The organism is Micromonospora sp. WMMD1219, from assembly GCF_049315215.1.
In the GTDB taxonomy this organism is placed as follows: Bacteria; Actinomycetota; Actinomycetes; order Mycobacteriales; family Micromonosporaceae; genus Micromonospora; species Micromonospora tulbaghiae.
Genome location: NZ_CP186057.1, coordinates 1,151,632 through 1,169,099, shown reverse-complemented (window position 1 = coordinate 1,169,099; position 17,468 = coordinate 1,151,632). Strand labels below are relative to the sequence as shown.

Sequence of the window (17,468 nt, the reverse complement as noted above, 5' to 3'; positions counted from 1 at the left end):
AGGACATGACAGCACCTCTCCAGACCGCCGACGCGCCGGTATCCGGCGACACCGAGGCTCCCGGCACGCCGGGCCGCCGCGACGGCCGGATCGGCGGCGGACTGCTCGACCCTCGCCAGTTGCTCCGGTCGTTGCCGGACGCGCTGCGCAAGCTCGACCCGCGCACGCTGTGGCGCAACCCGGTGATGCTGATCGTGGAGATCGGCGCGCTGTTCACCACAGTGCTCGCGGTGGCCGACCCGTCGGTCTTCGCGATCGCGATCACCGTCTGGCTCTGGCTCACCGTGATCTTCGCGAACCTGGCCGAGGCGGTCGCCGAGGGACGCGGCAAGGCGCAGGCCGACACGCTGCGCCGGGCCAAGCAGGACACCGTCGCCACCCGCCTGGTCGGCTGGACGCCGGGTGCCGCCGCGAACGCGTACCGGGACGAGGCGGTGCCCGCGCCGCAACTGCGGCAGGGTGACGTCGTCCTGGTCGAGGCCGGACAGGTCATCCCCGGCGACGGCGACGTGGTGGAGGGCATCGCCAGCGTCGACGAGTCGGCGATCACCGGCGAGTCCGCCCCGGTGATCCGGGAGTCCGGCGGCGACCGCAGCGCGGTCACCGGCGGCACCCGGGTCCTCTCCGACCGGATCGTCGTCCGGATCACGCAGAAACCCGGCGAGAGCTTCATCGACCGCATGATCGCGCTGGTCGAGGGCGCCAACCGGCAGAAGACGCCGAACGAGATCGCACTGAACATCCTGCTGGCCGCGCTGACGATCATCTTCCTGCTCGCCGTCGTCACGCTCCAGCCCATGGCGATCTTCGCCAAGGGTTACCAGGCCGCCGCGCCCGACACCGCGGCGATCACCGACTCCGGCGTCACCGGCGTCGTCCTGGTGTCGCTGCTGGTCTGCCTCATCCCGACCACCATCGGCGCGCTGCTGTCCGCGATCGGCATCGCCGGCATGGACCGGCTCGTGCAGCGCAACGTGCTGGCGATGAGTGGCCGGGCGGTCGAGGCGGCGGGCGACGTCAACACGCTGCTGCTGGACAAGACCGGCACGATCACGCTCGGCAACCGGCAGGCCGCCGAGTTCCTGCCGGTGACCGGCGTGGACGCGGCCACGCTCGCCGACGCGGCACAACTGTCCAGCCTGGCCGACGAGACCCCCGAGGGCCGGTCGGTGGTGGTGCTGGCGAAGAACGAGTTCGGGCTGCGTGAGCGCGAGCCCGGCCTCATCCCGCACGCCACGTTCGTGCCGTTCACCGCGCAGACCCGGATGAGCGGCGTCGACCTGGACGCCGACGGAGACATCAGGCACGTCCGCAAGGGAGCCGCCGCCGCGGTGATGAAGTGGGTACGCGACAACGGCGGCCACCCGACCGAGCAGGTCGGTGAACTGGTCGACGCGATCAGCGGCACCGGCGGCACGCCACTCGTGGTGGCCGAGCACGTGGCCGGGGAGCCGGCCCGGGCGCTCGGCGTCATCCACCTCAAGGACGTGGTGAAGGCCGGGATGCGGGAGCGCTTCGACGAGATGCGCCGGATGGGTATCCGGACCGTGATGATCACCGGCGACAACCCGCGTACCGCGAAGGCGATCGCCGACGAGGCGGGCGTGGACGACTTCCTCGCCGAGGCCACGCCGGAGGACAAGCTCGCGCTGATCAGGAAGGAGCAGGAGGGCGGCCGGCTCGTCGCCATGACCGGCGACGGCACGAACGACGCGCCCGCGCTGGCCCAGGCGGACGTCGGCGTCGCCATGAACACCGGCACGTCGGCCGCGAAGGAGGCCGGCAACATGGTCGACCTCGACTCCGACCCGACCAAGCTGATCGAGATCGTGGAGATCGGCAAGCAGTTGCTGATCACCCGGGGCGCGCTGACGACGTTCAGCATCGCCAACGACATCGCGAAGTACTTCGCGATCATCCCAGCCATGTTCGCCGGCATCTACCCGTCGCTGGACCGGCTCAACGTCATGCGCCTGGCCAGTCCCGAGTCGGCGATCCTCTCCGCCGTCGTCTTCAACGCGATAGTCATCGTGGCGTTGATCCCGCTGGCCCTGCGCGGCGTGCGCTACCGCCCGGCCAGCGCCTCGACGCTGCTGCGCCGCAACCTGTGGCTCTACGGCCTCGGCGGCATCGTGGTGCCGTTCGCCGGCATCAAGCTCATCGACCTGCTCGTCCAGTTCGTCCCGGGGATCTCGTGATGCGCCTTCCCAGTTGGCTCTCCCAGCACCTGGCCGCTCTGCGCGCGGTGCTCGTCTTCACCGTGCTGCTCGGCCTGGTCTACCCGCTCGCCCTGGTCGCCGTGGGCCGGCTGCCCGGCCTCGACGGCAGGGCCGACGGCTCACTGCTCACCGTCGGCGGCCGGACCGTCGGCAGCTCACTGATCGGCCAGTCGTTCACCGACGCGGACGGCAACCCCGTCCCGCGCTACTTCCAGTCCCGCCCGTCGGCCGCCGGGGACGGCTACGACCCGACCGCCACCGCGGCGAGCAACCTCGGCCCGGCGAGCGTGGTGGACACGCTCACCGGCGACGAGGAGACCTCGGCGCAGAGCCTGCTCACCCAGGTCTGCGCCCGCAGCAAGGCGGTCGGCGAACTGGACGGCGTGGACGGGCGGCGCCCGTACTGCACGCCGGACGGGGTGGGCGCGGTGCTGGCCGTGTTCCGCGCCGACGGCCTCACCGGCCCGATCACCCGCGTGGTGAGCGTCAACCAGGCCGCGCCCGCGACGCCGTTCCTCACCACCTGGCAGGGCGTGCCGGTGGAGGCGGCCCGGCCCGGCCACGACTACGTGGCCGAGGGCGGCATCGTCACCCCGGTACGCGGGGACGCCCCGGCGCGCCCCGCCGTACCGGCCGACGCGGTCACCGCCAGCGGCAGCGGCCTCGACCCGCACATCTCCCCGGCGTACGCGGAGATTCAGGTGGCCCGGGTGGCGCGGGAGCGCGCCGCGGACCCGGCGGCGGTACGGCGGCTGGTCGCCGAGCACACCACCGGGCGGGCGCTGGGCTTCATGGGTGAGCCCGGTGTGAACGTGCTGGAACTCAACCTCGCGCTGGACGAGGCGTTCCCGGCGCGCTGACGCGACAGTGACCGGAGCGGCCCCGGGGAAGACCCGGGGCCGTTCCCGGCCGGTCAGGGAGGATGGACGCTGTGGGCAGGGGTGAACTGCGGATCTATCTCGGGGCCGCCCCGGGCGTCGGCAAGACGTACGCCATGCTGGAGGAGGCCCAGCGCCGGGCCGAACGCGGCACCGACGTGGTGGTCGGCCTGGTCGAGACGCACGGCCGCCGGCACACCGCCGAGATGATCGGCGATCTGGAGGTGGTGCCGCGCCGCTCGATGACCTACCGGGGCGTCGAGTTCACCGAGATGGACCTGGACGCGGTGCTGGCCCGGCGGCCCGAGGTGGTCGTGGTGGACGAGCTGGCCCACACCAACGTGCCCGGCTCCCGCCACGACAAGCGCTGGCAGGACGTGCAGGTGCTGCTCGACGCCGGGATCAGCGTGCTCTCCACCGTCAACGTGCAGCACCTGGAGTCGCTCAACGACGTGGTCGCGCAGATCACCGGCACCACCCAGCGGGAGACCGTGCCGGACCAGGTGGTCCGGGCCGCCGAGCAGGTCGAGCTGGTGGACATGACGCCGGAGGCGCTGCGCCGCCGGATGGCGCACGGCAACATCTACCGGCCCGACAAGATCGACGCCGCGCTCGGCAACTACTTCCGGGTCGGCAACCTCACCGCGCTGCGCGAACTGGCGCTGCTCTGGCTGGCCGACAAGGTCGACGAGCAGCTCGACGCGTACCGGGCCCAGCAGGGCATCTCCGACACCTGGGAGGCGCGGGAACGAGTTGTCGTCGCGCTCACCGGCGGCCCGGAGGGCGAGACGCTGATCCGCCGGGCCGCCCGGATCGCCGCCCGCAGCAAGGGCGCCGACCTGCTCGCCGTGCACGTGGCCCGCAGCGACGGGCTGGCCGGCGCCGACCCGGCCCAGCTCGCCCGGCAGCGGGTGCTGGTGGAGAGCCTCGGCGGCACGTACCACCAGGTGCTCGGCACCGACATCCCGGCATCGCTGCTCGACTTCGCCCGGGGCGTCAACGCCACCCAGCTCGTGCTCGGCGCGAGCCGCCGGGGCCGGTTCGCGCAGGTGTTCGCCCGGGGCGTCGGGGTGACCACCACCGCGCTGTCCGGCCCGATCGACGTGCACCTGGTCACCCACCCGCAGGCGGGACGCGGGCGCCGGGGCACGGCCGTGCCCGCCGCGCTGTCCCGGCGGCGACGGCTGATCGGGTACGCGCTCGCGGTGCTCGGCATGCCGCTGCTCACGCTCGTGCTGCGGACGCTGCCCGACCTCACCCTCACCAACGACATCCTGCTGTTCCTCGCCGGTGTGGTGGGCGTGGCGCTGGTCGGCGGGCTGTGGCCCGCGCTGGTCGCCGCGCTCGGCGGCTCGCTGCTGCTCAACTGGTTCTTCACCCCGCCGTATCGGACGCTGACCATCGCCGAGGCGGACAACCTGCTCGCCCTGGGCGTGTTCGTCGGTGTCGCCATCGCGGTGAGCTGGGTGGTCGACGTGGCGGCCCGGCGTACCCGGGAGGCGGCCCGGGCCTCCGCCGACGCGCAGACCCTGGCCACCGTCGCGGGCAGCGTGCTGCGCGGCGAACGCCCGCTGCCCGCGCTGCTGGACCGGCTGCGGGAGACGTTCGGACTGCGCGCGGTGAGCGTGCTGGAGCTGACCGACGAGGCCGGTGGCCGCCCGGCGCGCGCCCGGGAGGCGGACGCCTGGCGGGTGGTGGCGAGCGTCGGCGAGCGGCCGCCCGGCAGCCCGAGCGCGGGCGAGACGGTGGTGCCGGTCGACGACCGGCTCAGCGTGGTGCTCGCCGGCCGGCGGCTGGAGGCGGCCGACCGGCGGGTGGTCGAGGCGTTCGCCGCGCAGGCCGCCGTCGCGCTGCGCCAGGAACGGCTGGCCGAGGAGGCCGCCACCGCCCGCCCGCTCGCCGCCGCCGACCGGATGCGGACCGCGCTGCTCGCGGCGGTCAGCCACGACCTGCGTACGCCGCTGGCGTCCGCCAAGGCGGCGGTGAGCAGCCTGCGCAGTCACGACGTCGAGTTCGACGCGGACGACCGGGAGGAACTGCTCGCCACCGCCGACGAGTCGCTGGACCGGCTGGGCCGGCTGGTGGCGAACCTGCTCGACATGAGCCGGTTGCAGGCCGGGGCGCTGGGCGTGAGCGCCACCGCGATCGGGCTGGAGGACGCCGTACCCCTGGCGCTGGACGAGCTGGGCCCGGCGGCGGCCGAGGTGACCACCGACATCCCGGCCGACCTGCCGGCGGCGCTGGCCGACCCGGGCCTGCTGGAGCGGGTGCTGGTCAACATCGTGGCGAACGCGCTGCGGCACAGCCCGCCCGGACACCCGCCGACGATCACCGGCAGTGCGCACGCCGGGCAGGTCGAGCTGCGGGTGATCGACACCGGGCCGGGCATCCCGGCGGACCAGTGGGAGCACGTCTTCCTGCCGTTCCAGCGCCTCGGCGACCGGGACAACCAGACCGGTGTCGGCCTGGGCCTGGCGCTGTCCCGGGGACTGGCCGAGGCGATGGGTGGCAGCATCACCCCGGAGACCACGCCTGGTGGCGGTCTCACCATGGTGCTGCGGCTGCCGGCCGCCACCCAGCCGGAAGGGCCGCGGGAATGACCCGGATCCTGGTCGTCGACGACGAGCCGCAGATCCTGCGCGCGCTGCGGATCAACCTGCGGGCCCGGGGCTACGACGTCGAGGTGGCCGACAGCGGCGCCGCCGCGCTCAAGGCCGCCGCCGGTCACCCGCCGGACCTGGTGGTGCTCGACCTCGGCCTGCCCGACCTGGACGGCACCGAGGTCATCCGGGGGCTGCGCGGCTGGACCGCCGTGCCGATCATCGTGCTCTCCGGCCGGGCCGGCAGCGAGGACAAGGTGGCGGCGCTCGACGCGGGCGCCGACGACTACGTGACCAAGCCGTTCGGGGTCGACGAACTGCTCGCCCGCATCCGGGCGGTGACCCGGCGCCTCGCCCCCGCCTCGCCCGCCGTGCCCGCGCTGCGGATCGGCCGCAACACCGTCGACCTGGCCGACCGGACCGTCACCCGGGACGACGGCGTCGAGGTCAAGCTCACCCCCACCCAGTGGGCCATGCTGGAGAAGCTGCTGCGCAACCCGGGCAAGCTGGTCAGCCAGCGCCAGTTGCTGCACGACGTGTGGGGGCCGGAGTACCACCACGAGACGAACTACCTGCGGCAGTACATGGCCCAGTTGCGGCGCAAGCTGGAGGACGACCCGGCCCGGCCCCGCCACCTGATCACCGAACCGGGGATGGGTTACCGCTACCGCCCCTGACGTTTGCGCGAGCCTCGGCGGGGGACTCGGCGAGCCGGCCGAGCAGCGGGGGAGGGGCATGGCGGACAACCGGTCCTCGGAGGGGTTCGGCCGCCGCCTGGACGAGCACGCCATCGACGCCGGCGCGGCCGAGCCGGAGCGACCCGACGGTCTGGTCGACAGCGGCGTCTACGTCGGCGGCGTACGCCGGGCGTCGCCGATGAGCCTGGCCGACACGTACCGCTGCCTGCAACAGCTCGACGACGCGATGGCCTGGATCGGGCTGCGCCGGCCCGGCCGGGAGGAGGTCGCCTCGCTCGCGGCCGAGTTCCAGCTCCCCGACCTGGCCGTCGAGGACGCGATCAACGCCCACCAGCGCCCCAAGCTGGAACGCTACGGCGACACCCTGTTCGTGGTGTTGCGGGCCGCCCGCTACCTGGACGAGCGGGACGCGGTCGAGTTCGCCGAACTGCACCTGTTCCTCGGCCCCGGTTTCGTGATCACGGTCCGGCACGGCGGCACACCCGACCTGGCCGGGGTGCGGCGGCGGCTGGAGGCCGAGCCCGAGGTGCTCGCGTTCGGCCCGGAAGCCGTGCTCTACGCAGTGCTGGACCGGGTGGTGGACGGCTACGCGCCGGTGGTCGCCGGGCTGGAGAACGACATCGACGAGATCGAGACCGAGGTGTTCGGCGGCGACCCGAACGCCAGCCGCCGCATCTACGAGCTGAGCCGCGAGGTGATCCAGTTCCAGCGGGCCGCCCGGCCGCTGCTGAAGGTGGTCGACGCGCTCACACACGGCTTCGACAGGTACGGCACGGACGAGGAACTGCGCCGCCGGTTGCGCGACGTGGCCGACCACCTGACCCAGGTGGTGGAGCGGGTGGACGGGTTCCGGCACCTGCTCCAGAACATCCTCACCGTCAACGCCACGCTGGTGTCGCAGGCACAGAACGAGGAGATGCGCAGCCTGACCGCGGCGAGCTTCGAGCAGAACGAGGAGATCAAACGGGTCTCCGCGTGGGCGGCCATCCTGTTCGCGCCCACCCTGATCGGCACCGTCTACGGGATGAACTTCAGCCACATGCCGGAGCTGGACTGGCGGTACGGCTACCTGTTCGCGGTGGCCCTGATGCTCGCCGTCTGCGGCGCGCTCTACCTGCTGTTCAAGCGCCGCGGCTGGTTGTGAGCCGGGCCGGGCGCGCCTCGGCGGCAGCAGTTCGCCGTCGGTGATCCACTAAAGTGTCCGGGTGGCTACCCCCTGTCGTGCGCGCGTCGTCCGGTTCCGGCGCTCCGGAGGGGAACGCTGATCGGGGACACGGTTCCGGCACCGCGCGGCGGGCGCCGGACCGCCACCGGCAAGCGCGGGCTGGCCGGCCACTGTGCCCGGATCGTCGCGTCCCGGCCGTTCGAGGTGGCCATCGTGGTGCTCATCATGGCCAACGGGGTCGTGCTGGGCATCGAGACGTACCAGGATCTCGGCGCCGCCGGGCCGGTGCTGCGGTGGACGGAGTGGATGTTCCGGGCGGTCTTCGTCGTGGAGATCACCATCCGGGTGCTCGCGTACGGCCGCCGCCCGCAGGACTTCTTCCGGCACGGCTGGAACGTCTTCGACCTGCTGGTCACCGCCGCCATATTCATCCCGGGTCTGCACGGCGACTCCGCGGTGCTGCGGTTCATCCGGGTCGCCCGGGTGCTGCGCCTGGTCCGCTTCTCGCCCGGCCTGCGGACCATCGTCGCGGCGCTGTGGCGCAGCCTGCCCGGCGTCGCGGGTTTTCTCGCGCTCGCCGCCGTCACGCTCTACGTGTACGGCATGGCGGGCTGGCTGATCTTCGGCGACCGCTATCCGGAGCAGTACGGCGACATCGGCCGTTCGCTCGTCACGCTGTTCGTGCTGCTGTCCCTGGAGACGCTGCCGGACCTGCTGGAGCAAGGGCTGGAGGTGTCGCCGTGGACGCTGCTCTACTACGTCAGCTTCGTGATGATCGCGGTGAACCTCCTGCTGAACATCCTCATCGCCGTCATCGTCAACTCCATGGAGGAGGCGCGGCGGCTGGAGATGACCGAGGGGCTGGCGTCCGACTACGACTCCGACGGGGACGGGATACCGGACGAGTTGGACCGGATCGCGATCAGCCAGCGTCTGGACGACCTGCGCATGGTGATCGCGGAGCTGGAGCGGGAACTGCGCATCGACAGGGAGGAGCCGCCCGGCGCGCCGCGCCGCCGGCAGCCCTCGGATCACTGATCAGGGACGGTCATGACAGTTCCGTGACGAAAGCGGTTCCCGGGTTTGGCCGAGTGGTTGATCGGGGCAACCAGCCAGGCGTCAACACATCCGAGGGAAGGGACGCCTCTCGTGGAGATCACGGGCTTCTTCACCGCGCTCATCATCGGCCTCGTCATCGGTGCGCTCGGGCGCCTGGTGGTGCCGGGCAAGCAGAACATCCCGATCTGGCTGACCCTGCTCATCGGTGTGGTCGCCGCGTTCGTCGGCACGCTGGTGGCCGGCGCGTTCGGCGTCGACGACACCCCCGGCATCGACTGGATCGAGCTGGCGCTCCAGGTGGGCTTCGCCGCCATCGGTGTCGCCGTCTTCGCCGGCCTCTACGGCCGCCGCCGCGTCTGAGGCACCCGCCGGGGCCGCTTCCGCGACGTGCGGAAGCGGCCCCGTCGTGTCATTCCCGCCAGCCGGTCAGTTCGACGCCCTTCGCCAGCTCCACCCGGAAGCCCAGCGCGATCTCGCCGCTCTCACCCGGCGCCAGCGACAACCGCCAGGTCAGCTCGCCCAGCTCCGTACGCTCGGCCGGGGGCGGCGTGAGCGCGGTCTCGCGTACCACCACGGACTCGTCCCGGGAGACCGGCAGCTGGTCCCGCACCTCGACGGTGGCCGGGCGGGGCGTGTGGTTCGCGACAGTGATCCGGTACTCCACCTCCCGCCGCCGTGTCGACCCGAGCGTGGCCTTGCTCTCGGTGCGCCGGGACAGCTTCCGCTCCACCCGTACCCGGTCGTCGATCCCGAGCGCCAGCTCCGTCTCCTCGCCCGGAGCCCAGGTCTTCAGCCGCGTCGCCGCCACGAAGTCGGCGCCGTGGAAGACCGACGCCGGGCCGGGCAGCAGTGTGTGGTCCGACGTGTTGCGGACCGTGGCCCGCAGGTGCGCCTCGGCGGCGCGCACCGGCACGCTCACGTGGTCCAGCCGGGCCGGCAGCTCCAGCACCGCGATGGTGACCCGGTGCGCGCTGCCGTCGGCGGGCACCGCCACCGGCCGGGCGGGGCGGTAGGTAGCCGCCGTCATGCCCTGCTCCACCTCGGCGACGCTCTCCCGCACCGCCGGTGCCGGGGCCCGCGCCGCCCGGGGACGGCCCGCCGGCGCCGCGCCGGGCGCCGGGGGCGGCACCATGCCGCCGAACGACGCGGCCGACACGGCCGTCGGCGGCTCCGGCCGGAACCGGTCGAGGTACCAGGGCGACAATTCGGGTACGCCGCTCGCCGCCGCCGGACGGGCGGTGGAGAGCTGGAGTTCGCACTCCGGCCAGTCCTCCCCGGTGCCCTGGCTGACCAGCCCGAACCAGGTGACGGTCATGGTGTCCTCGACCAGCCGCAGGTCGTAGGAGGGCGTCCAGCGGGCGCCGTCCACCAGGTACGTCAGCTCCAGCTCCACCTCGGTGTCGTCGGCGTCCACCGAGACGGACACCTCGGCGGCCAGCCGGTCCGGCTCCCGCTTGCCGCGCGCCGCGTCCAGCTCCCGGTCGACGGCGGCCAGTTCCTCGGCCAGCTCGGTGCGCCGCCGGGCCAGCCCGCGCCGCCGGGCCCGGGACTCGGCGAGCTGACCGGACACCGAGTCGGTGAAGGCCGCGACGTCGGCCGGGGCCGCGTCACCGGCGGCCAGCGCCCGGGCGTACGTGCCACCGGCGCGCTCGGCCAGCCGGGTGAGGAACTCGCCGCGCTGTTCCTCGACCGCGTCGGTGTCACCGGCCTCGGCCAGCTCGTCAGCCAGCTCGCGGCGCCGCCGTTCCAGCTCGACGACCTGGGCGTCGGTGCTACGGGCCTGCCGCCACGCGCTCACGTCCACCCCGAGCACCGTCACCGCTCCCCGGCCACCCACCCGGATCGAGTCCCGCCGCAGGCCCAGCGGGAGCGGGGCGACGCGTACCCGATGGTCGCCGGCGGCCAGCCGGACGCCGCCGCGGCGGGTGACCCGGGCGCGGTCCGGGTAGACGGTCACGCCGACGACCGGCGCATCGATCTCCACAGTGTCCACGGCGGCGAGGGTAGTTCAGGCGCGCCCGCGGCGGGGCTACCGAAGGTGCAGCCGTTCGTCGACGGCGAGCGCCGCCAGTTGGGGCGCGGTGAACGGCAGCGGGGACGCGGGCGCCTGCCGGTCGTACGCGCCCTGCGCGACGAAGACGACCACGCCGTCGGGATGCCGGTAGGCGGCCCACTGGTCGAACCGGTCGTCCGAGCCGGGCCGGACCACCACACCCACAGTCGCGTCGCCGACGGTCATCGGCTGGCACTCGCCTCCCATGCCCCAGAACTCACGCGCCAGGTCGCACGGTTCGCTCGGCAGCAGGTTCCCCGGTGTGTGCACCTCGGTGAGCAGGCGTCCCTTCCACGTCCCCTTCGTCACGTCGACCGAGGCCATGTAGCTCCACAACTCGACGCCGTCTGCCCGTCCGCTGAAGTTCGCCTCGTGCGTCCCCAGCGTCTCCTTTCCGGTTCCGGTGGAGACGGTCTTCTCGGCGGTGTACCCGTCGGGCACCACTGTGACGAGCCGGTCGAGCAGCAGTGCGGCCTGGTCGTACCGGGTGCCCGCCCGCGCGGTGCGGTCCTCCTGCGGCAGGCCGTCGGGCCCGGTGGGCATCGGCTCGGCGCTGCCGTCCGACGACGGCGGCGGGGCGGCCTGGGGCAGCGCGGCCGGGGGGCGCCGGTCGCCGCCGTCCGGGGTGGAGAGCGCCACGACACCCGCGACGCCCGCGACGGCGAGTACCGCAGTCGCCGATCCGGCGCAGGCCCGGACGGCTCGGCGCTTGGTGCGGGCCCGCCGGGCGGTCCGAAGCATGCCGTCCGTGCTCGGTTGCGGTGGCGCGGTGACGCTGAGCATCTCGTCGCGAAGCGCCTCGCGCAGCTGGTCTCCGTTCATCGTTGCCCCTTCTCGCTCGGTGAGTGCATGGGTGACAGGAGGCCGCGCAACGTGTCCAGACCGCGGGCGGACTGGCTCTTCACCGTAGTCAAGTAGCGTAAGAAGCCAGCCGATCCCACCTCAATGGCCAACGAGCGACGGGTCTGACAGGTGACGAGCAGAAGATGTCTCTCACAATGGCCGACGTCCATGAGGGCCGAGGCGTACAGTTCAGCGAGGTTCGATCATGTGTACGACGCGTTTCGTGTGATGGAGAGACCAATGTTCGAGGTGGACTTTCTGCCGGTGGAGAACCGGGACCAGGACGGCGGCAAGAGTGGCGACGCCATCGCGATCAATTTCACGGTGCACGCCGAGCAGCGGCAGGCCGTTGTAGTGATCGACGGCGGCTTTAAAGACACCGCCGACTCGCTCGTCGGCCACATCAGGGAGTACTACCGCACGAACGTGGTGGACCTGATGATCTCCACCCATCCTGATGCGGATCACCTGAATGGGCTGGCAGGCGTCGTGGAAGCCCTCGAAGTGCGGGAGCTGATGGTCCACCAGCCCCGCGCGCACGTCCGTGACGTGTCTGACTTCAGCAACCTCGAGGCCCTGGACGAACTCCTCGACACGGCCAAAGCTCGCGATGTGATGGTGAGCGAGCCCTTCACCGGAGAGTCACGGTTCGGTGGCCAGCTGACGGTGCTGGGGCCGACGGCCAGCTACTACGAGGACCTGCTGGCGCAGCAGTTGTGGGAAGCCAAGCACTTGGCCGCGTCGGCGACGGCCGCCAGGGGCTGGTGGCAGCGAGGGGTCAACCTCCTCGAACGAGCAGTCGACTGGCTACCGGTGGAGACGCTGACCGACGATGGCGAGACCAGCCACCGGAACAACTCCTCGGTGATCACGTTGCTGACTCTGGACGGACAGCGGATGTTGTTCACCGGAGACGCCGGCATCCCCGCGATGACGGCCGCCGCCGATCAGTACGAGAACACATATGGGTCTTTTGCGGCATCCCCACTGTCCTTTATGCAAGCACCGCACCATGGCAGCAAGCGCAACCTGGGGCCGACCCTCCTGAACCGTGTCCTTGGCATGCCGAACTCGCCGCACGCGTCCTCGACGATCGCCTTCATCAGCTCCGCCAAGGCGGCTCCAAAGCATCCCTCACCGAAGGTGGTCAACGCCCTGACGCGTCGGGGTTGCTTTGTGGGAGCCACCGAGGGGAAAGCCATCTGCCATAATTCGGGAACGCTGGCGCGTCCGGGCTGGGGAACCTTGCAGCCACTCCCGGCGCTGGTCGAGGACGACGATGAAGCTTAGTGAGGCGGTCAGCGGCTTTGACTCCTACAGCCGGCGGGCTCGCATCTATCCAGCGATGCTCGCCGTGCTACCCGTCGCACTGATCTCGGCGCTACTCACGAACAACAAACCGCTCGTAGCGCTGAGCCCGATCTTGTTGAGCGCAGGAACATTGTTCCTCGCCAGCAACATCGTGCGCGTACTCGGCCAACGCACGCAGCAACGCTTGATTGTAAAGTGGGACGGCATGCCCACGACCAAGCTGCTCCGATTTCGCGCGGCTCAGAACAGCGTCATGTTGCAACGGCGTCGACATGCCTTGGAAGCGCTGTTTGGCGCTCCGCTACCCACCCGTCGGCAAGAAGCCGCCAACCCCCAAAAGGCAGACGAAGCCTACATCGCAGCAACCCGCTGCCTGATCACCCATGTGCGTTCGCGACCTGGCCAGTTTCCCCTCATTGATCACGAAAACGCCGCCTACGGCTTCGCCCGCAATCTGCTTGGCATCAAACCGCTCGCGCTCGGCGTGCTCACGGCCTCCGCTGCGGCCGACGCTGTCATCTACTTGCGCGACGGGCTGACGAGCCCGCTCGTTGTGGTCGGCGGACTGCACTTGAGCCTCGCCGCCGCCTGGCTCTTCTTCATCCGTCCCGCGTGGGTGCGCCAGGCCGCCGAGACGTACGCCGAGCGGCTTTTCGAAGCCCTGGACCTACCACCCGGGCCGGCTTCAAACGAGCAAAACTCAAGCGCAGACCAGGCAACGAGCCTCTTAGGGGAGTAACAGCGCTTCGCGAGGAAGGACGTCTCCTGTCGCCGGCTCCCTGCGATTGACCCGGCACCTGCACCAGTCACCAGGCGCATCCTGCGTCACCAGATTTCACACGAACTGTCACGATCGGCCCTGAGGACACGCGCGACGCGGGGTGATCCGCCTAAGGGAGGTGGCTTGCGCGGGCCTAGGCTGGGCGGTTGCACGACCATGGGCGAGCGTAGAGGGTGGAGCGGGTGCGGAAGTTGACGTTGCCGCAGTTGGAGCGGCATCTGTTCGCGGCGGCGGACATCCTGCGGGGCAAGATGGATGCCTCGGAGTTCAAGGAGTACATCTTCGGGATGCTGTTCCTCAAGCGGGCGTCGGACATGTTCGACGCCGAGCGGGAACGGGTCTTGGCCCGCTACGCCGATCGGGGCTCGCAGGAGGCCGCGCACCGCGCCGAGCAGCCGGAGTCGTACCGGGAGGCATTCTTCGTCCCGAAGAACGGCCGGTGGGGCCACCTCCAGCGGCTGCACGACAACGTGGGCGACGGCATCAACAAGGCCTTGTCTGCCCTTGAGGACGCTAACCCGGATTCGCTGGAGGGAGTCGTCCAGCACATCGACTTTAACCGGCAGGTTGGCAACTCCCGCATTCCGGACAAAAGGTTGCGCGACCTGATCGCGCACTTCAGCAAGTACCGGCTGCGCACCGAAGACTTCGAGTTCCCGGACCTGCTGGGCGCTGCGTACGAGTATCTGATCAAGGAGTTCGCGGACTCGGCCGGGAAGAAGGGCGGCGAGTTCTACACCCCGCGCGCCGTGGTCCGGATGATGGTCCGGCTGGTCAAGCCGGCCGAGGGTATGAGCGTGTACGACCCCTGCTCGGGCTCAGGCGGCATGCTGATCCACGCAAAGGAGTTCGTCGAGGAGCACGGCGGTAGTCCGCGCAACCTGCTGCTGGCCGGGCAGGAGAATGCGGGCAGTGTCTGGTCGATCTCGAAGATGAATTTGCTGTTGCACGGCATCCCCGACGCGAAGATCGAGAACGACGACACGCTGGCTAACCCGCGCCACGCCCACGGCGGCCAACTCGACCTTTTCGACCGGGTGCTGTCCAACCCGCCGTTCTCGCTAAACTACTCCAGCGACGGCATGCGGCACAGCAACCGCTTTCGCTGGGGCTGGGCACCGGAGGGCGCCAAGAAGGCTGACCTGATGTTCGTCCAACACATGGTCGCCGTGCTCAGGGCCAACGGCGTCGCAGCCACCGTCATGCCGCACGGCGTACTGTTCCGCGGCGGCGCCGAGCGGGACATCCGCACCAACCTCCTAAACGACGACATCATCGAGGCCGTCATCGGCTTGGCCCCGAACCTGTTTTATGGCACAGGCATCCCCGCCTGCGTGCTGGTGCTCCGCGCGCCGGGCTCGAAGCCGCCAGACCGGGTCGGCCGGGTGCTGTTCATTAACGCCGACCACGAGTACGCCACGGGCCGCGCACAGAACTACCTGCTGCCCGAGCACATCGAGAAAATCTTGTATGCGTACGAGGCGTTCACGGACATCGCCGGCTACGCCCGGGTGGTGACCCGCGCGGAGCTGCGGGAGAACGACGACAATCTCAACATCCGCCGGTACGCCGACAACGCCCCGCCGCAGGAGCCGCATGACGTGCGCGCCCACCTGCACGGCGGCGTGCCGAAGGCCGAGGTCGCCGACAAGGCGGACCTATTCGCTGCGCACGGCTTCACCACCGACGCCGTGTTCGTCGACCGGAGCGACGCCTACGTCGACTTCGCCCCGGGCGTCGACCGCAGGGCACTCGCCGCGCTGGTCAATAACCATGCCGGGGTACGCGACCGCGAGGCGGCGCTGGCCGCCGCCCAGCGGGAGTGGTGGGACGGGCACCGCAAGCTGGTCATCGACCTACCGGCCACGAAGCGGCTGATGGCCGTGCGTACGGAGCTGATCGAGTCGTTCACCACCGCTCTGCTACCGGTAGGGCTGCTGGACAGGTTCCAAATAGCCGGGGTGGTCGTGCGTTGGTGGGATGCCAATCAATACGACCTTCAGACCCTGGCCGCGCACGGCTTCGGCGGTGTGGTGGACGGTTGGGTCACCACGATCGGTACCGCACTGGAAGACGAGCGGTCGAGGACCGACCCGCTTGATCACCGGGTGGTGCCAAAGTTGGTGCCCGAGTACCTGGAGGAACTGGCCGCCGTCGAGGCACAGCGCGCCGACCTGGACGCCCGAATCAAGCGGGTCACCGCGCCGGCCAGCGAGGACGACGAATCGGCGGATCAGGATGCCGAGGAGGCGGTCAGCCCGGCGGAGCTGAAGCGCCTCAAAGCGGAGCTGACCAACGTCCGCAAGCGGCAGCGGGAGCTAAGGGCCCAGTTCATCGCCACGCTGGACCGGGCGCGGGCGGCGCTAAGTGGCGCGCAGGATCAAGGCCTAGTGATGAGCATCTGGCAGGAAGACCTGGCGGCCCACCTGGACGGCTACGTGACTGCCCACCGGGGCCAAATGATCGCCGCACTAGAGAACTGGTGGGACAAGTACGCCGTTTCGCTGGCCTACATCGAGTCCGAACGCGACGCCGCCAACGTCCGGCTCACCACTTATCTCAAGGAACTGGGCTATGCCTGACGATATCCGTCACGTCCCGATCTCAGCTCTCGCAGAGGTGAACCCGGGGACCTCGCTCCCGCCTGCCACGGAATGCTCGTTCGTTGGCATGGAAGATGTGTCCGAAAGCGCGCGGCTGATACGTACCTCAACGCGACCGACCACCAAGGCGGCAGGGTATACCACCTTCCGCGACGGCGACGTACTCTTTGCCAAGATCACACCATGCATGGAGAACGGCAAGGGCGCCCTGGTCGACGGCCTCCACGGAGGCTTTGGTTTCGGCAGCACCGAGTTCCACGTCCTCCGAGCCCGCCCACATACCGATGCCCGCTTCATCGCACAGTGGTGCCAGGCGACGCGCCTCCGGAAACGCGCCGAAGCAATGATGACGGGATCGGCGGGGCAACGCCGCGTTCCTTCGCAGTTCTTCGATCACTTCAGAGTTCCCGCGTTCTCACTCGCGGAACAGCGGCGGATCGCGGAGATCTTGGACTCTGTGGATGGGTCAATCCGCTCCACCGAGCACCTGATCGATAAGGTGAGGAACGTTAAGTCTGCCCTAGTCCAGGACTTCCTGTCGCGCTGGACTAGCGAATCCCGAAAGTTCGAGCAATATTCGGCTAACGGCCACTTCCGCAAGGACGCCGATACGCTGAAGGTGCGCGGCAGCAAGTTCAGCACTGTTGCTGATGTCGCGTCCCCAGCGCCAGGCAGTACCGTAATTGGCCCCTTTGGCAGCAACCTTACCGCCCGAGACTACCGTTCTAGCGGCGCCCCAGTGGTCTTTGTTAGGGACATTCGGCCCGATGCCTTTAAATGGGTCAGCAACGTATGGCTGTCGAGCGGAAAGTTCCGCGAACTCGCTCCCCATGTTGTCATTCCTGGCGATGTGGTTGCTACTAAGATGGGCCTTCCTCCCGGTGTTGCCGCAGTCTATCCAGAGGATATGCCTGACGGGATTATCACGGCCGACGTAATCCGGATCAGGCCAAATCCGGAGGTCGTTCGTTCTCGCTGGCTGAGTCTCATTCTGAACTCTGACCTCGTTGGGCGACAAGTAGGTGCGATCACCGGTGGAGTTACGCGTCCAAAGATTACGCTCCGGGATTACCGCCAGATCAGCCTCCCCACACCCCCTCTGGATGTGCAGGATTTCATCATCTCTGCACTTGATAGTCACGACAACCAAACGCATCGCCTCGTCGAGGAGTTGGACAAGCTGCGTAGCCTCAAGAAAGGACTGATGGAAGACCTGTTGACAGGGCGGGTGCGGGTAACCGCGGAGGGGGCGTAGCAG

13 protein-coding genes are annotated in these 17,468 nt (G+C 70.1%); 11 read left to right on the top strand and 2 right to left on the bottom strand.

Going from position 1 to position 17,468, the window contains the following annotated elements:
- The first annotated feature begins 5 nt into the window (after positions 1–5).
- The 7 genes from kdpB (at position 6) to ACN27C_RS05475 (ending at position 8,979) form a co-directional block, all read left to right on the top strand.
- On the top strand, positions 6–2,198 hold the full coding sequence (gene kdpB, locus ACN27C_RS05505; RefSeq protein ID WP_422750637.1) for a potassium-transporting ATPase subunit KdpB: 2,193 nt from the start codon (positions 6–8) through the stop codon (positions 2,196–2,198).
- Positions 2,198–3,079, top strand: a complete 882-nt coding sequence (locus ACN27C_RS05500) for a potassium-transporting ATPase subunit C (protein ID WP_422750636.1) — start codon at positions 2,198–2,200, stop codon at positions 3,077–3,079. Before kdpB ends, ACN27C_RS05500 begins: the two co-directional genes overlap by 1 nt.
- Before the next feature lie 71 nt (positions 3,080–3,150).
- On the top strand, positions 3,151–5,697 hold the full coding sequence (locus tag ACN27C_RS05495; RefSeq protein ID WP_120571938.1) for a sensor histidine kinase: 2,547 nt from the start codon (positions 3,151–3,153) through the stop codon (positions 5,695–5,697).
- Positions 5,694–6,374, top strand: coding sequence for a response regulator (locus ACN27C_RS05490; RefSeq protein ID WP_091414872.1), 681 nt, complete (start codon positions 5,694–5,696; stop codon positions 6,372–6,374). The genes ACN27C_RS05495 and ACN27C_RS05490 overlap by 4 nt, the downstream gene beginning before the upstream one ends.
- A 58-nt stretch (positions 6,375–6,432) precedes the next feature.
- Complete coding sequence (locus tag ACN27C_RS05485; RefSeq protein WP_422750635.1) at positions 6,433–7,539, top strand: magnesium and cobalt transport protein CorA; 1,107 nt, start codon at positions 6,433–6,435, stop codon at positions 7,537–7,539.
- A gap of 72 nt (positions 7,540–7,611) precedes the next feature.
- On the top strand, positions 7,612–8,598 hold the full coding sequence (locus ACN27C_RS05480; protein WP_422751577.1) for an ion transporter: 987 nt from the start codon (positions 7,612–7,614) through the stop codon (positions 8,596–8,598).
- 111 nt (positions 8,599–8,709) lie between these two features.
- Positions 8,710–8,979, top strand: a complete 270-nt coding sequence (locus tag ACN27C_RS05475; protein ID WP_073825816.1) for a GlsB/YeaQ/YmgE family stress response membrane protein — start codon at positions 8,710–8,712, stop codon at positions 8,977–8,979.
- Positions 8,980–9,028: 49 nt separating this feature from the next.
- Here the strand turns inward: ACN27C_RS05475 and ACN27C_RS05470 are convergent, their stop codons facing one another.
- Both ACN27C_RS05470 and ACN27C_RS05465 read right to left on the bottom strand, forming a co-directional pair.
- A complete protein-coding gene (locus ACN27C_RS05470; RefSeq protein WP_422750634.1) occupies positions 9,029–10,612 on the bottom strand; it encodes a DUF4139 domain-containing protein in 1,584 nt (527 codons plus the stop codon).
- 36 nt (positions 10,613–10,648) lie between these two features.
- Entirely contained in the window at positions 10,649–11,494 is an 846-nt protein-coding gene (locus tag ACN27C_RS05465) for a hypothetical protein (protein ID WP_422750633.1), read from the bottom strand.
- Between the two features lie 261 nt (positions 11,495–11,755).
- Between ACN27C_RS05465 and ACN27C_RS05460 the strand changes: the two genes are divergently transcribed.
- The 4 genes from ACN27C_RS05460 to ACN27C_RS05445 all read left to right on the top strand — a co-directional run bounded on the left by ACN27C_RS05460 (position 11,756) and on the right by ACN27C_RS05445 (position 17,465).
- Positions 11,756–12,805, top strand: a complete 1,050-nt coding sequence (locus ACN27C_RS05460; protein ID WP_422750632.1) for a ComEC/Rec2 family competence protein — start codon at positions 11,756–11,758, stop codon at positions 12,803–12,805.
- A complete protein-coding gene (locus ACN27C_RS05455; RefSeq protein WP_422750631.1) occupies positions 12,795–13,565 on the top strand; it encodes a hypothetical protein in 771 nt (256 codons plus the stop codon). The genes ACN27C_RS05460 and ACN27C_RS05455 overlap by 11 nt, the downstream gene beginning before the upstream one ends.
- Positions 13,566–13,789: 224 nt before the next feature.
- A complete protein-coding gene (locus tag ACN27C_RS05450) occupies positions 13,790–16,189 on the top strand; it encodes an N-6 DNA methylase (protein ID WP_422750630.1) in 2,400 nt (799 codons plus the stop codon).
- A gap of 88 nt (positions 16,190–16,277) precedes the next feature.
- Entirely contained in the window at positions 16,278–17,465 is a 1,188-nt protein-coding gene (locus ACN27C_RS05445; RefSeq protein ID WP_422750629.1) for a restriction endonuclease subunit S, read from the top strand.
- Positions 17,466–17,468 lie beyond the last annotated feature (3 nt).

Bases quoted from the DNA above. Each gene is read 5' to 3' on its own strand.
- ACN27C_RS05485 (WP_422750635.1), top strand. From the start codon at position 6,433: ATGGCGGACAACCGGTCCTCGGAGGGGTTCGGCCGCCGCCTGGACGAG.
- ACN27C_RS05460 (WP_422750632.1), top strand. From the start codon at position 11,756: ATGTTCGAGGTGGACTTTCTGCCGGTGGAGAACCGGGACCAGGACGGC.
- ACN27C_RS05455 (WP_422750631.1), top strand. From the start codon at position 12,795: ATGAAGCTTAGTGAGGCGGTCAGCGGCTTTGACTCCTACAGCCGGCGG.
- ACN27C_RS05465 (WP_422750633.1), bottom strand. From the start codon at position 11,494: ATGAACGGAGACCAGCTGCGCGAGGCGCTTCGCGACGAGATGCTCAGC.
- ACN27C_RS05490 (WP_091414872.1), top strand. From the start codon at position 5,694: ATGACCCGGATCCTGGTCGTCGACGACGAGCCGCAGATCCTGCGCGCG.
- ACN27C_RS05500 (WP_422750636.1), top strand. From the start codon at position 2,198: ATGCGCCTTCCCAGTTGGCTCTCCCAGCACCTGGCCGCTCTGCGCGCG.
- ACN27C_RS05445 (WP_422750629.1), top strand. From the start codon at position 16,278: ATGGAAGATGTGTCCGAAAGCGCGCGGCTGATACGTACCTCAACGCGA.
- kdpB (WP_422750637.1), top strand. From the start codon at position 6: ATGACAGCACCTCTCCAGACCGCCGACGCGCCGGTATCCGGCGACACC.